Origin of the sequence: Streptomyces sp. MMG1121 (genome assembly GCF_001280015.1) — a bacterium.
Classification (GTDB): domain Bacteria; phylum Actinomycetota; class Actinomycetes; order Streptomycetales; family Streptomycetaceae; genus Streptomyces.
This window is the reverse complement of record NZ_LGDV01000189.1, coordinates 119,789-134,052: the sequence shown is the minus strand read 5'-3', so window position 1 is coordinate 134,052 and position 14,264 is coordinate 119,789. Positions and strand designations below refer to the sequence as shown.

Here is a 14,264-nt window from a genome sequence, read left to right as displayed (position 1 = left end):
GAGCGGAGCAAAGAACATGGCGAGTGACATCCTTTCCCTCCCCGCTCCACCGCCGGAGCCGACCGGTCCGTCCCCGGACCGCCCGCCCTCGGACGGCACGAGCGACGCCACCCGGCTGCTGTGCGCCGGCACCTATCTCGACCCGGTGTACCGCGCCACCGTCATCCGCGAGCTGCTGACCCACCGGTTCCGGGTGGTGGCACCGTCGTACGGGTACGACGCGGTTCCCGTGCTCGCGCACGCCCTGGCGGCACGCCGGCTGCACCGCGCCCGGCTGGCCGTTCTCGGTGCGGGCCTGGTCGTCACGTTCGTCCTCATGGGCGTCGGCGTCCTGAACGCGGTCGCCGGGTGGCTGACGGCCCTGTGGCTGGTGTGGGTCACCGCGTATCTGCGCCGGGTCGTCACCCTGCAGACCCTGACAGCCCGGCTGCGCGGCCGTACCGACGCGGCGGGCCGGACGAGCGGGTTCGACGGCTCCTATCCCGAACACCCCCTGCTGACGGCCGAGTTGGTGGCCAAGATCGACCGGGAGCAGACGTCGGACGGCAGTCTGGTCCGCTACGGCGGCTACAAACCGTTCGTCGGCGCGGGCGAGCCGGTGCGGCGCTGGTCCACCGCCGAGCTGCTGATCGGAGCCCCGGCCACCACGTTCGAGCACCAGCGCGTACCCGGCATACCCCCGGCCGCCACCGCGAGCGGCCGGGAGCCGAAACGGAAGGAGGTCGTCGCCTTCACCGCCGAGGAGATCACCGCCTGCGTCGCCGAGCGCATGACCGCGCAACTGCGCGACCAGGCACGCCGTTCGGAGCGGATCGACGGGCTCGCCGTCGAGCGGAGCACGTTCACCACGGCCGTCACGACGCGTCTCGGTGTGCGGGAGCCGGAGCGGGACGACCGCGACGGCCACTGGGCGGACGGCTACGACGCGCAGCGCACGTACCTGTGCGTCCGGGTGGGCTCGTGGAACCAGGAGCTGGTCACCACGGCCTTCGTCGGCTTCGACCTCAAGGGGAACACCCTTCACACCGAGTTCTACTCGTACGTGCTGGCGCCGATCCGGGCGAGCTTCCACCTGGTGGACCGGCTGCCCGCCGCCCTGGACGGCCGGCTGCTGCTCAGGGTCGCGTGGCACACCCTGCGCGGTACGCCCGAGGCCGCTCTGCGCGCCTTCGTCACCCGGCTGGCCGACGTCCTGCCCCGGTGGGGGAACACGACCCGGATCCGGGTGCTCCAGGCGCCCGACACCAGTGAGTTCCGCCTCGGCCGCTACGCGGACACCGTGCTGAACCGCGGGGCGCTCACCAGCATCCGGGAGATGGCGACCAGCGCCGGCTTCCACGTCTTCTTCCAGGAGACGGACACGATCAAGTACACGCAGATCGTGGAGCGCCAGCTGCTCCAGGTCGTCCGTGACTTCCTGCACGAGCACAACGTGGACGTGGCGGAGCACGAGGCCCGGCAGACGAACATCCTCAACGACTACGGGCGCAACAACAGCTTCGTGAACGAGAACAGCGGCACCGTCAACTCGGGGACGCAGAACATCCAGCGCGGCTCCGACGGCGGGCAGGGAGGGGGACCCTCATGACCGGCGGCGACTACGGGCACAACAACAACTTCGTGAACAGCAACACGGGCACGGTCAACTCGGGGACGCAGAACTTCCACGGCGGCGCCCCGGCCACCGCTGACCCCGCCGCCACACCCCCGGCCGCCACCGCCCCGGCCACCGCTCACCCGGGCCGGTTCCAGGGCGGCACCGGTCCCGCCCCGGACCGCGGCCGCAACGTCTTCGTCGTCCACGGACGGGACGAGGAGGCGCGGATGAAGGTGTTCGACCTGCTGCGCCTGCTCGATCTGCGTCCGCTGGAGTGGGAGGACCTGGTCAGAGCGACCGGGAAGACGGCGCCGTTTCTCGGCGAGGTCATCGCGCAGGCCCCCGCGCAGGCCCAGGCGGCGCTGGTCCTGCTCACCCCGGACGACGTCGTCCAGCTGCATCCGGAGCTGCGGGGCACGAACGAGCCGCCCTACGAGACCGAGCCGACCGGTCAGCCCCGGCCGAACGTGCTGATCGAACTGGGCATGCTGCTGATGGCCTGCCCGGAGCGCACGCTGCTGGTGGAGATCGGCGCGCTGCGCACCATCTCCGACATCGGGGGCATGAACGTCATCCGGTTCGACGGCTCGGCGACCGCCCTGGGCAAGATCGTCGAACGGCTGAAGCTGGCCGGCTGCAAGGTCAACGACACCGGCTCCGACTGGCGCCAGACCTGGCCGTACCGCCATCTGTCGGCGTACGCCCGCACGGGGCGAGGCGTGCCGCCGACCCGCTGAAGCCGCGGTACGGGCCCGATGACAGGGGGAGGGGCCCGTACCGCTCCCCTGGCGGGTGCCCGGCGTCACACGTGACGGCGGGCACCCCCCGCCAGACCAGCCAGCAACCCGCCAGGCTCCGGCAGGCCGATCCCCCCCAGCTCCCCCCGGCGGACCACCACCCGCAGTTCGCGGCAGACCAGCCGCTCCCACGAGTGCGCGACGAACGACAGCAGGATCAGCCGCAGCAGGCTGTCCTCGTCGAGATCGTGCAGCCGGGCCAGCCCGGCGCCCGTCAACGGCATGGTGACGCGCTCCAGTTGGGCATGGCGGTGGACCGCGTCCCACAGCCGGTCCAGGCCGAACCACAGGTCGTGGACGCTGGAGGAGGCCACGCAGTCGTTGCCCATCCGGCTGTAGGCGACGGCGAAGACCAGCCGTGGCCGCTCGCCGAGGACGGCGACGGTCCCGACCGGATACCGGTCGCGCTTGCCTCGCGGCTTGTCCCGCGCCCGCTCCCGTCTCACCGGGGCCGCCCCGTCCAGCGCGGCGGCCAGCTCCGCGTCCAGTCGCCGGGCGTCGCCCGCGTAGCGACGGGCCAGCAACTGTCCCTGCACGCTTTCGTCGTTGATGACGACACCGCCGTCCACGAGGGTGTCGAAGGTGTCGGTGAACCCCACCACCAGGTGGCCCGGCCGGTCGAAGAGGTCGCCCTCCTCGACCACCACCGTCATACCGGGGCGCCCGAACTCCTGCCGCACCGCGGACTGGGGCCGTGCCCGGGCGATTCCCCAGGCCAGGCACAGGGCGACGGAGCCGGCCAGGACCGGTCCGGGCCGGGACACGGCACCCGGGAACAGCTGCCCGACGAACTGCACGACGGCCGAGACGGCGCCGAAGGCCGCCAGCACGCTGCCCGCGAACATCCGCTGCCCGCGCCGTGACCACGGAACCCGGAATCGCCAGGTGCGCGGCGACGGGGGCGAACCGGTCAATCGCATGCTGCCCTCCGGGCCCCCTTGGTACGCTGACGCACAGTCACGCGGCGGAGGGGGCGAAGCGCGTGCAGACCGGCACCTCGTGCGTTCGCGTGAGCGTCCTGGGCCCCGTACGGCTGGACGTGAACGGCACTCCGGTACGCCTCACGCCGCTGACGGCCCGGCTGCTGGTCCGTCTGGTCGCGGCCCAGGGCGAGGCCGTGACCGCGCGCCGGCTGTACCGGGACGTGTGGCAGCAGACCGTCGAACTGCCGCGCCAGGAGGTGCGCAACCGCAACGAGGTGCAGAAGCGGATCCTGGAGCTGCGGCGTGCGTTCGACCTCGCCGGGCCGGGTCACGGCGCCCGGATCATCCGTACCGGGCAGCTGCCGTCCGCACGCGGCGCGCAGAGCACCTATCAACTGGATCTCGCGGCAGGCGAGTTGGACAGCACGGAGTTCGTCCGCCTGGTCGGCGACGCGCTGCACGCGGCACCTGCCTCGGCCGTCCGGCTGCTCGCGGACGCGCTGCGGCTGTGGCGCGGCCGGCCGCTGGCCGAGGTGCACGACGAGGAGTTCGCGAGCGCGCCGGTCCGGCGGCTGGCCCAGCTCCGGGAGACCGCGCTGCGGGAACTGGTGGGCGGTCACATCGCGCTGGGCCGCTACGACCTCGCTCTGCCGGTGGCCGAACAGACGGTCCTGGAGCGGCCCGACGACCCCGAGGCCGCCGCCGTCCTCACCCGCCTGAACGCCCGGCTGCGCGAGCGGCACGGCGCCGAACTGCTGCGGCACACCCTGCGGGGGCTGCGGGTGGACGTCGTCGTGGTGCGCGGCGACCTGTTCGACCAGGCGGACGCCAATCTGGTCGTGGGGTTCTCCGACACGTTCGACACCTTCGCCGACGATGTCGTGATCAGCCGGGAGAGCGTGCAGGGCCAGCTGGTCGAGCGTCTCTTCGAGGGCCGGCACCGGCTCCTGGACGCCGTGCTGCGGCGCGGTCTGGGGGAGTTCACCCCGCTGTCCACGGAGAGCGCCCGGGGGAAACGGCGCGGTCGGCGTACCCGCTTTCCCATCGGTACGGTGGTGGCGGTGCCCGTCGGCCGACGCCGGGTCTTCGCCGTGGCCTACTCCCGTCTGGGCAACGATCTGCGCGCCCGGTCCGGCCCGGCGGACCTGCGTCTGAGCCTGGAGCGGCTGTGGCCGTCGGTGGCCCTGCACGGGCTGTTCAAGCCGGTGGCGATACCGCTGATCGGCGCGGGTCTGTCCCGCATCGTCGAACTGGACCGCACCCAGCTCGTGCTGCTGATCGTGGAGACCTTCACCCAGAGCCTCCGGCAGGATCCCGCGGTCTCCCCGGAGCTGCGCATCGTCATCCGCGCCGACGATCTGGAACGCACCGACCTCTCGGCGGTCGAGGCGTTCCTGCGCGGCGTGGACGAGCGCGGGCCGGCCTCCCCGCCGGCCACGGTGCCTTGATCTGTTCACTCCCCCAGCAAAGGTCCGCTCCCGCTTCCGCCGACAGCCGTCTGCCGCTTCCGGAACGCTTCCGATCCGCCCGGGTTCCGCGTCCCCCATGACCGCCTTCGGGGCCGCCCCGTCGGCACGGGCCTGCCGGCCGGCGGGAACCCCGCGTCAGGGGGCAGGGGCCGGGTCCGCCGGCCGGGGCCCCGTACGCCATCCCCCCACCCCCGCTGGTACCCGGCCCACAACGGCCCCCCAGCCAGCGCCAGCGCCTCCCCCACCGCGTTCATGAACACGTCTGCCCCCTCGGGCGTCCCCGTGATCGCCTCGGTCGCGCCCCCGGTCAGGCGGCTGTGCAGACCGGGCTCGGCCTCGGCCAGGCGTCGGGAGAGCCACTTGCCGCCGCCCAGCCAGTGCCCGCCCGCCAGCAGCGCCAGCTCGGAGGCGCGCCGTAGCAGGTCGGCCACCAGATAGGTGCGCTCCAGCGGGTCGGCGCAGCCGCGGAAGTCGTCCAGGGCGTCGGTCAGCTCGTAGCGCCGGTCCTCCAGCTCGGCGGCAGGCACCGCGGGCGGCCCGGCGGCCAGCCGCTCCCGTGGCTCGGCCTGCAACGCCGCCCCCAGGCCGTCCGCGTCGGCCAGCAGCACCCCGTCCGCGCACATGGCCAGCAACGGCGACTTGCGCTCGGCGCTCTCCCGGGCCGCGAACCCCCGCCAGTCGGCCTCGGTCTGCACGAACAGCTCCACCGGCCGGCCCTCGTGGACGAGGCTCTCCCGGAAGGGGGCGGGTGGCCCGGTGAGCAGCACCACGATGTCGAGGTCGGAGGTGGGCGTACGGCGGTCGGTCAGGATGCTTCCGGCGAGGAACGCGGCCCTGGCCCCGGGGAAACGGTTCCGCACCAGGTCCCGGGCGATCGTCAGGTAATTCATCGGCACAGTGTGCCGACGACGCGCCCACCCACCCGGCCCAACCCCGGAACAACCCCACCCCCTGGACCGCTGTACCGGACATGAGCGAATACCGCATCGAGCACGACTCCATGGGCGAGGTCCGGGTCCCGGCGCAGGCCAAGTGGCGGGCGCAGACGCAGCGGGCCGTGGAGAACTTTCCGGTGTCCGGGCAGCGGATCGAGCGGGCGCACATCGAGGCGCTGGCACGGATCAAGGCGGCGGCCGCGAAGGTGAACGCCCGGCTCGGGGTGTTGGACAAGGACGTCGCGCAGGCCATCGAGGAGGCGGCCGGGGAGGTCGCCGCGGGACAGTGGGACGAGCACTTCCCGGTGGACGTGTTCCAGACCGGGTCCGGGACCTCGTCCAACATGAATGCCAACGAGGTCATCGCGACGCTGGCCGGCGAGCGGCTCGGGCGGGATGTGCACCCCAACGACCACGTCAACGCCTCCCAGTCGTCCAACGACGTCTTCCCGTCGTCCCTCCACATCGCCGCCACCGGCGCCGTCACCCACGACCTGATCCCCGCGCTGGAGCACCTCGCCGCGTCCCTGACCCGCAAGTCCGAGGAGTTCGCCGATGTCGTGAAGTCCGGGCGGACGCATCTGATGGATGCCACGCCCGTGACCCTCGGCCAGGAGTTCGGCGGGTACGCGGCCCAGGTGCGGTACGGGATCGAGCGGCTGAGGGCCTCCCTGCCGCGGCTGGCCGAGCTGCCGCTCGGCGGTACGGCGGTCGGGACCGGGATCAACACCCCGCCCGGGTTCTCCGCCGCCGTGATCGAGGAGGTCGCCCGGGCCACCGGGCTGCCGCTCACCGAGGCCCGCGACCACTTCGAGGCGCAGGGGGCCCGGGACGGGGTCGTGGAGATCAGCGGGCAGTTGCGGACCATCGCCGTAGGGCTGACGAAGATCGCCAACGATCTGCGCTGGATGGCGTCGGGACCCAGGACCGGACTCGCCGAGATCCGGCTGCCCGACCTCCAGCCCGGGTCGTCCATCATGCCCGGCAAGGTCAACCCGGTCGTGCCCGAGGCCGTGTTGATGGTCGCCGCCCAGGTCATCGGCAACGACGCCACCATCACCACCGCCGGAGCCGCCGGCAACTTCGAGCTGAACGTCATGCTCCCGGTCATCGCCAAGAACGTCCTGGAGTCGGTCCGGCTGCTCGCCAACGTCTCCCGGCTGCTGGCCGACCGGACCATCGACGGCGTCACCGCCGACCGCGAACGGGCCCGCGAGTACGCCGAGTCGTCGCCCTCCGTGGTCACCCCGCTCAACAAGTACATCGGCTACGAGGAGGCCGCGAAGGTCGCCAAGAAGTCCCTCGCCGAACGGAGGACGATCCGGGACGTGGTGCTGGAGAGCGGGTACGTCGAGCGCGGCGACCTGACCCTGGAACAGCTCGACGAGGCGCTGGATGTCCTGCGGATGACGCGCCCGTAACCGCGAGCGAACCTTTCCGGCCACCGGCACACCACCGTGACGTGCACCGCAGCGTCGTGTGCCCACGGCACCTAATATCTGTCCATGACGGACGGCGGAGCGATGAGACGCGCGGCAGCGGGACCTGCGAGTTACTGGACCCCCGGGACCCCGATCCTGTGGCGCTACCGGGAGAACGCGGGCGAGCACGTCCACATCGCCCGGCCCGTCACCGTCGTACGCGACGACGCGGACCTGCTCGCCGTGTGGCTGGCGCCCGGCACCGACTGCGTGAAGCCGGCCCTGGCCGACGGTACGCCCGTCCATCTCGAACCGCTGGAGTCCCGCTACACCAAGCCGCGTACGGTGCAGCGGGACCACTGGTTCGGCACGGGCGTGCTGAAGCTCGCCCAGCCCGGCCGGCCCTGGTCGGTGTGGCTGTTCTGGGATCCGGGCTGGCGGTTCAAGAACTGGTACGTCAACCTCGAACAGCCGCTGGTCCGTTGGGCGGGCGGGGTGGACTCCGAGGACTACTTCCTGGACATCTCCGTGCACCCGGACGGCAGCTGGCACTGGCGCGACGAGGACGAGTTCGCGCAGGCCCAGCGGGACGGGCTGATGGACGCGTCGACCGCCGAGCGGGTGCGGGCGGCGGGCCGGGAGGCGGTCGAGGTCATCGAGTCCTGGGGGCCGCCGTTCTCGGACGGCTGGCAGCACTGGCGCCCGGATCCGTCCTGGGCGGTACCTTCTCTGCCCGGGGACTGGGACCGTACGCCCGCGCACGTGTCCTCATGAGACCCTTGATGCGCCCCCGGGCAATAAACGTAGGATCGTCCTCCGCAAGGGCGCGCAAGAGCGCGTGAGAGCAACTCCCGGAGCATGCGCCGGGCTTGATCGATCGTCACCGAGGGGCGGCAGGACGTGAGCGAGGGGCACCAGGGCACCACCACCGCCGGCCCGCCGGGCCTCGCCGGTGACACAGGAAGAACCTCTGAGCACGCGGGAATTCCGTTCCTGGGGCACGTATTGCGGGTATCGGGATTTCTGCGGGACCAACTGCGCGCCCGGCGCGCAGCCCCGGACGGATGGATGCGACACGCGTGACGGAGCAGCCCACCTCCTTCGAGCGCCCCCAGGGCGCCGACCCCGCGGAGGCCCGCGGGGCGCTCCTGCGTACCCAGAAGTCGCCCGGCAACCCCGCCTTACCGGTGCAGGCCCGGGCCGACGGCCCGCCGTCGGGACCGGGGACGGCCGCGCCCTGCGGCAAGGGAAAGGACGGCAAGGGGACCCAGCCCCCGGTCGGCAAGGGGAAGGAGCCCCCAGTCAACGGCCCCGAGCACTCCCAGTCCGACGCCGCGGAGCCCATGGGGACACCTCCCGCGCGAGCGAAGCCGAACGTGGGGGAGCACCGTCCCCGCCCGGCGCCGGAGGGCATTCCGCCACAGCCCGGTGCCGAGCAGGAGCGGGCGCAGGGCGGCCAGGACCGCCGTACCGGCCGCGGACTGCCGCCGGGCCGGCCGATGCCGATGCGGCGCGACGGGGACCGGCTCAGGTTCGTGGGCGCGGCCACCCGGCGCATCGCGCGCGGCCTCGATCTCGACGAGATCGTGATGGGGCTGTGCCGGGCCACCGTGCCGACGTTCTCGGACGCGATCCTGGTCTATCTGCGCGACCCGCTGCCGGTCGGCGACGAGCGGCCCACGGGTCCGGTGGTGCTGCGGCTGCGTCGTACCGACCGGATACCGGAGGAGCGGGACACCGACGGTGTGCTGCTGCCGCCGGCCTTCGACCCGGAGCCGGAGCCGAGCGCGCTGGCCGATCTGTCCTCGCTCACCACCGAGCTGTGCGAGGTGCGCCCCGGCGGCGCGCTGAACGAGGTGCTGCGCGGGGTACGGCCGGTGTTCGCCGACGCGCCCGCCGCCCGCTCCGCGCTGCCCGAACTGCTCGGCGACGGCAGCGAGGCGCTCGTGCCGTCCGGGCAGCACGCGATCCTCGCCCCACTGCGCGGCCGGCGCCGGGTGATCGGCGCGGCCCTGTTCCTGCGCCGCCCCGAGCGCCTGGCGTTCGAGGCGGACGACCTGCTGGTCGCGGCCCAGCTGGCCACCCACAGCGCGCTCGGCATCGACAAGGCGGTGCTCTACGGCCGGGAGGCCTACATCGCCGACGAGCTGCAGCGCACCATGCTGCCCGAGACCCTGCCCCGCCCGACCGGGGTGCGGCTGGCCTCGCGCTATCTGCCGGCCGCCGAGACGGCGCGGGTCGGCGGCGACTGGTACGACGCGATCCCGCTGCCCGGCAGCCGCGTCGCGCTGGTCGTCGGTGACGTCATGGGCCATTCCATGACGTCGGCGGCCATCATGGGCCAGCTGCGCACGACCGCGCAGACCCTGGCCGGTCTCGACCTGCCTCCGCAGGAGGTGCTGCACCACCTGGACGAGCAGGCGCAGCGGCTCGGCACCGACCGCATGGCGACCTGTCTGTACGCCGTCTACGACCCGGTCACGCACCGCATCACGATCGCCAACGCCGGCCATCCGCCGCCCGTGCTGCTGCACCTGGGCGGCCGGGCCGAGGTGCTGCGGGTGCCGCCGGGCGCGCCCATCGGGGTCGGCGGGGTCGACTTCGAGGCCGTCGAGCTGGACGCGCCCGCCGGGGCCACGCTGCTGCTCTACACCGACGGCCTGGTGGAGTCCCGGCTGCGGGACGTGTGGACCGGTATAGAGCAGCTGCGGGAGAAGCTCGCGGCCACCGCCCAGTTGACCGGCCCGGACCATCCGCCGCCGCTGGAAGCCCTGTGCGACGAGGTGCTGGACATGCTCGGGCCGGGTGACCGGGACGACGACATCGCGCTGCTCGCGGCCCGCTTCGACGGGATCGCGCCGAGCGATGTGGCGTACTGGCGGCTGGAGCCGGAGGACTCCGCGCCGGGCCAGGCCCGCCGGCTGGCCCGCCGCGCGCTCGCCCGCTGGGACCTGGAGGACCTGACGGACTCGGTGGAGCTGCTGGTCAGCGAGGTCGTGACGAACGCCGTACGGTACGCGTCCCGGCCGGTGACACTCCGGCTGCTGCGCACCGATGTGCTGCGCTGCGAGGTCGGCGACGACGTGCCGCAGCTGCCGCGGCTTCGGCAGGCCCGGGCCACGGACGAGGGCGGGCGCGGCCTGTACCTGGTCAACAAGCTGGCGCGGCGCTGGGGCGCGACCCGGCTGAGCACCGGCAAGGTGGTCTGGTTCGAGCTGAACCGGGGCTGAGGCCCGGCGGTGTGCGAAGGGCGCCCGGGGAGTCCCCGGGCGCCCTTCGCATGTGCGCTGCTACTGGCCGAAGTTACGGTCGCCGCCCGGATCGAGCGGATTGTCCGTGATGCCGTCCGTCGGTGTCTGCGTCGGCGACTGCGTGGGCGACTGGGTCGGGGACTGCGTGGGCGACTGGGTCGGCGTGTGCGACGGCGTGTGCGACGGGGGCGTGGACGTCGGCGGCTTGCTGCTCGGGCTCTGCGACGGCGTGTTGGACGGCGTCGAGGGGACCGTCGGCGTGTAGGACGGCTGGACCGCCGCGCCCTGCGTGGTGTCCAGGTCGAACTTGCTGACGTCGCCCATCGCGTCGAAGGTGTACGCGGCCCAGATCTTCGCCGGGTAGCCACCACCGGCGACCCGCCCGCTGCCCGGGATGAGGCCCGTGGCGCCCGTCAGCGGGACCTGGGCGTGGGACTTGTGGTCCTCGCCGAACAGGCCGACCGAGGTGACCAGGCCGGGCGTGTAGCCGGTGAACCAGGCCGACTTGTTGTTGTCGGACGTACCCGTCTTGCCGGCGACCTGCTGGCCGTCGCGCGCCGGGTTGTCCGCCACCGACTGGCTGGCCGTACCGTCGTCGACCACGCCGGTGAGCACCGAGGTGACGGTGTCGGCGGCCTGCCGGCTGATCACCTGGCCGCCGACGGGGTCCGGGAGGTTGACGGTGCGGTCCTTGTGCTCGGCCGACTTGATGATCGTCGGGGTGACCTTCTTGCCGTGGTTGTCGAGGGTCGCGTAGATGCCGGCCATCTCCAGCGGGCTCGCGCCCATGGAGCCCAGCGTCTGCGCGGGGACCGCCTCCATGCCCTTGGTGTCCATGCCGAGCTTGCCGGCCGTGGCCATCACCTTGTCCATGCCCACGTCGACGCCCATCTGCGCGAAGACGGAGTTGACGGACTGGTTCATCGCCGTCTGGACGGTGATGTTGCCGTAGTCGTGGTCGTCCTCGTTGGGCGGGCCGAAGCCGACCTTGGAGCCGTGGTCCACGGCCTGCCGGCCGCTCGTGCCGTCGTAGATCGTGTTCGCCGTGATGACCCGGCCGTCCTGCGTCGTGGCGCCCCCGTCCAGGGCGGCGGCGAGGATCACCGGTTTGAAGGTGGAGGCGGGCTGGTAGTCACGGCGGGTGGCGTTGTTGGTGTAGTGCTTGAAGTAGTCCGTGCCGCCGTACATGGCGAGGACCTTGCCGGTCGTCGGGTCGACGGACACGGCACCGGGCTGGACGTCGGCGTCGACGGAACGCGCCTTCGCGTTCAGCTTGCTGGTCAGCTGTTCCTTGACGGCCTGCTCCAGCCGGCTCTGCTTCTTCTTGTCGATGTTGAGGGTGACGGTCCAGCCGCCCTTCTTCACCAGCGCCTCGGCGTCACCGACGGTGGCGGCGTCGCCCTGGGACACGAGCTGCTTGTACAGCGCCGCGTTGGCCGCGTCCACCAGGTAGCCGGTCTGCCCCTTCATACCGGGCGCCGCCTTGGGCCCCTTCGGCACCGGGAAGTGCATGGCCTGGCGCTTGCCCGCGTCCAGCCAGTGCTGCTTGACCATGTTGTCCAGGACGTAGTTCCAGCGGGCCTGCGCCAGCTTCTTGCCCGTGTCGGTCGCGAGGCTCCAGTCGTACTGGTTCGGCGCCTGGAGGAGCGCCGCGAGGTAGGCGCCCTCCTGGACCGTGAGGTTCTTGGCGTCCTTGTGGTAGTACGCCTGGGCGGCGGCCTGGATGCCGTAGGCGCCGCGGCCGTAGTAGCTGGTGTTGATGTAGCCCGCGAGGATGTAGTCCTTGGACTTCTGGCGGTCCAGCTTCAGCGAGATGACCAGTTCCTTCAGCTTGCGCGTGACGGTCTGGTTCTGGTCCAGGTAGTAGTTCTTGACGTACTGCTGGGTGATCGTCGAACCGCCCTGCGTACCGCGTCCCATGGCGGTGTTGAGCAGACCGCGGGCGGTGCCCTTCAGGTCGACACCGGAGTCCTGGTAGAAGCTCTTGTTCTCGGCCGCGACGAAGGTGCGCTGGACGTCCTTGGGGACTTCGGCGAGGTCGACGCTCTCCCGGTTGAGTTCGCCGGTGCGGGCGAGGATCGTGCCGTCGCTGTACTTGTAGATGTTGCTCTGCAACTGGGCGGTGGCGTTCCCCGCCGGGATGTCGATCGTCATGTACAGCGCGACGAAGGCGCCGACGACGAGCAGCACGAGGCCGAAGAAGGTGCCGACGATCTTCTTCCAGGTGAAGAGCCTGCGTATTCGGCCCTTGGGCGGCTTGCCGCCGGCCGGGGCGGACGGCGAACCGGTGACGGCCTCCGTGGGCGTGGAGCGGCGGCGCTTGGGCGCCGCGCGGCGGCCACCGCGCTGTCGCGCTCGTCTCTCTTCCGCTCGTCCCATCGGTCCCTACGCTCGCTTCCGTCTCGGGGTCAGCTCCGAAAGCTAACACCCGTCTATATGACAAAGGGCGTCCGATCCGTTCTTTTACGGACGTGACAATCAGCACCCGCCCCAAGGGAACCGACGAATCTGGAGGCCGCGAGGTTGCCTCGGTGGCCACTCCGGGAGTAAAAGTGATATCACTTAGATAGACCGAAGTGAGCACGACCAGAACGGGGATCGCCCATGACCGCGAACGACTCCACGCCCGACGTACCGGAGATGCCCGCGCCACGCGTGCGGGAGTTCACCGCCCACAGCATCGGCGGCGGGCTCGCCCTGCTGCTCGGCCTGCTCGGGCTCGGCGCCACCGCCGCGCTGATCGCCGGCGCCTCGGCCGTCTCCGCCGACGGAGCCAAGGCCGGGCTGATCATCGCCGCGATCGTCGTCTTCCTCGCCGCGGTCATCTCGCTGCGCGGGCTGAACACCGTGGCGCCGGGCGAGGCCCGGGTCGTACAGCTCTTCGGGCGCTACCGGGGCACGATCCGGCAGGACGGGCTGCGCTGGGTGAACCCCTTCACCTCGCGGAGCCGGATCTCCACCCGGGTGCGCAACCACGAGACCGCCGTACTGAAGGTCAACGACGCCTACGGCAACCCGATCGAGCTGGCCGCGGTCGTGGTCTGGAAGGTGCAGGACACCGCGCAGGCCACCTTCGAGGTGGACGACTTCACCGAGTTCGTCGCCACCCAGACCGAGACGGCCGTGCGGCACATCGCGATCGAGTACCCCTACGACGCCCATGACGAGGACGGCCTGTCGCTGCGCGGCAACGCCGAGGAGATCACCGAGAAGCTGGCCGTCGAGCTGCAGGCGCGGGTGGAGGCGGCCGGCGTGCGGATCATCGAGTCGCGCTTCACGCATCTCGCGTACGCTCCCGAGATCGCGTCCGCGATGCTCCAGCGGCAGCAGGCCGGTGCGGTCGTGGCGGCCCGCCGGCAGATCGTGGACGGCGCGGTCGGCATGGTGGAGGCCGCGCTCGCCCGGATCGCCGAGCGCGACATCGTGGAACTGGACGAGGAGCGGAAGGCGGCGATGGTGTCGAACCTGATGGTCGTGCTGTGTGGTGACCGGGCCCCGCAGCCCGTGCTCAACACCGGGACGCTCTACCAGTGACGGACCCTTCGCAGACCCCGAAGCGACGGCCGCAGCAGCGCAAGCAGGTGCTGCTGCGGCTGGACCCGTCGGTGTACGAGGCGCTGGCCCGCTGGGCCGGGGACGAGCTGCGCTCGGCCAACGCGCAGATCGAGTTCCTGCTGCGCAAGGCACTGGCCGAGACGGGACGGCTGCCGAAGGACACGGGGCCCCTGCCGCGACGAGGCCGCCCGCCTGTCGCGGAACCGTGACAATCGGCCCTCACCCACGTCTCACCTGCACTGTCACACCCCCCGTGCACACCCCGCCATGATCTACACACGCCGCGTATACACACCACGTATACACCGTGTGTAGA

11 protein-coding genes are annotated in these 14,264 nt (G+C 71.9%); 8 read left to right on the top strand and 3 right to left on the bottom strand.

Going from position 1 to position 14,264, the window contains the following annotated elements; genetic code table 11:
- Positions 1-16: 16 nt before the first annotated feature.
- Together ADK64_RS19265 and ADK64_RS19260 are read left to right on the top strand one after the other, a co-directional pair.
- Positions 17-1,588, top strand: a complete 1,572-nt coding sequence (locus ADK64_RS19265) for a hypothetical protein (protein ID WP_053660599.1) — start codon at positions 17-19, stop codon at positions 1,586-1,588.
- Positions 1,585-2,334, top strand: coding sequence for a TIR domain-containing protein (locus ADK64_RS19260; protein WP_053660597.1), 750 nt, complete (start codon positions 1,585-1,587; stop codon positions 2,332-2,334). Before ADK64_RS19265 ends, ADK64_RS19260 begins: the two co-directional genes overlap by 4 nt.
- A gap of 65 nt (positions 2,335-2,399) precedes the next feature.
- Here the strand turns inward: ADK64_RS19260 and ADK64_RS19255 are convergent, their stop codons facing one another.
- On the bottom strand, positions 2,400-3,314 hold the full coding sequence (locus tag ADK64_RS19255) for a macro domain-containing protein (RefSeq protein WP_234384639.1): 915 nt from the start codon (positions 3,312-3,314) through the stop codon (positions 2,400-2,402).
- A gap of 89 nt (positions 3,315-3,403) precedes the next feature.
- Between ADK64_RS19255 and ADK64_RS19250 the strand changes: the two genes are divergently transcribed.
- A complete protein-coding gene (locus tag ADK64_RS19250) occupies positions 3,404-4,765 on the top strand; it encodes a macro domain-containing protein (RefSeq protein WP_234384638.1) in 1,362 nt (453 codons plus the stop codon).
- A gap of 5 nt (positions 4,766-4,770) precedes the next feature.
- Here the strand turns inward: ADK64_RS19250 and ADK64_RS19245 are convergent, their stop codons facing one another.
- Positions 4,771-5,676 carry a nucleotidyltransferase domain-containing protein gene (locus tag ADK64_RS19245; RefSeq protein ID WP_063789922.1) on the bottom strand — a complete coding sequence of 302 codons (906 nt, stop codon included), beginning with the start codon at positions 5,674-5,676 and terminating at the stop codon, positions 4,771-4,773.
- 80 nt (positions 5,677-5,756) lie between these two features.
- Here ADK64_RS19245 and ADK64_RS19240 point away from each other — a divergent pair, with 80 nt between their 5' ends.
- The 3 genes from ADK64_RS19240 to ADK64_RS19230 all read left to right on the top strand — a co-directional run bounded on the left by ADK64_RS19240 (position 5,757) and on the right by ADK64_RS19230 (position 10,372).
- Entirely contained in the window at positions 5,757-7,142 is a 1,386-nt protein-coding gene (locus ADK64_RS19240; protein ID WP_053660593.1) for a class II fumarate hydratase, read from the top strand.
- Positions 7,143-7,226: 84 nt separating this feature from the next.
- Positions 7,227-7,916 carry a DUF402 domain-containing protein gene (locus ADK64_RS19235; RefSeq protein ID WP_053660591.1) on the top strand — a complete coding sequence of 230 codons (690 nt, stop codon included), beginning with the start codon at positions 7,227-7,229 and terminating at the stop codon, positions 7,914-7,916.
- Positions 7,917-8,221: 305 nt separating this feature from the next.
- Positions 8,222-10,372: a SpoIIE family protein phosphatase gene (locus ADK64_RS19230; protein ID WP_053660589.1), complete on the top strand. Its 2,151-nt coding sequence runs from the start codon at positions 8,222-8,224 to the stop codon at positions 10,370-10,372.
- Positions 10,373-10,432: 60 nt separating this feature from the next.
- Here ADK64_RS19230 and ADK64_RS19225 read toward each other — a convergent pair whose 3' ends face one another.
- Complete coding sequence (locus tag ADK64_RS19225) at positions 10,433-12,772, bottom strand: transglycosylase domain-containing protein (RefSeq protein ID WP_053660588.1); 2,340 nt, start codon at positions 12,770-12,772, stop codon at positions 10,433-10,435.
- Between the two features lie 225 nt (positions 12,773-12,997).
- Here ADK64_RS19225 and ADK64_RS19220 point away from each other — a divergent pair, with 225 nt between their 5' ends.
- Positions 12,998-13,927 (top strand): SPFH domain-containing protein, encoded by a 930-nt coding sequence (locus ADK64_RS19220; protein ID WP_053660586.1) that lies wholly within the window; start codon positions 12,998-13,000, stop codon positions 13,925-13,927.
- Positions 13,924-14,157 carry a hypothetical protein gene (locus ADK64_RS19215; protein ID WP_053660584.1) on the top strand — a complete coding sequence of 78 codons (234 nt, stop codon included), beginning with the start codon at positions 13,924-13,926 and terminating at the stop codon, positions 14,155-14,157. The genes ADK64_RS19220 and ADK64_RS19215 overlap by 4 nt, the downstream gene beginning before the upstream one ends.
- Positions 14,158-14,264: the final 107 nt, after the last annotated feature.

Coding starts and splice junctions, on each gene's coding strand:
- ADK64_RS19245 (WP_063789922.1), bottom strand. CDS start 5,676: ATGAATTACCTGACGATCGCCCGGGACCTGGTGCGGAACCGTTTCCCC.
- ADK64_RS19260 (WP_053660597.1), top strand. CDS start 1,585: ATGACCGGCGGCGACTACGGGCACAACAACAACTTCGTGAACAGCAAC.
- ADK64_RS19235 (WP_053660591.1), top strand. CDS start 7,227: ATGACGGACGGCGGAGCGATGAGACGCGCGGCAGCGGGACCTGCGAGT.
- ADK64_RS19255 (WP_234384639.1), bottom strand. CDS start 3,314: ATGCGATTGACCGGTTCGCCCCCGTCGCCGCGCACCTGGCGATTCCGG.
- ADK64_RS19220 (WP_053660586.1), top strand. CDS start 12,998: ATGACCGCGAACGACTCCACGCCCGACGTACCGGAGATGCCCGCGCCA.
- ADK64_RS19225 (WP_053660588.1), bottom strand. CDS start 12,772: ATGGGACGAGCGGAAGAGAGACGAGCGCGACAGCGCGGTGGCCGCCGC.
- ADK64_RS19240 (WP_053660593.1), top strand. CDS start 5,757: ATGAGCGAATACCGCATCGAGCACGACTCCATGGGCGAGGTCCGGGTC.
- ADK64_RS19265 (WP_053660599.1), top strand. CDS start 17: ATGGCGAGTGACATCCTTTCCCTCCCCGCTCCACCGCCGGAGCCGACC.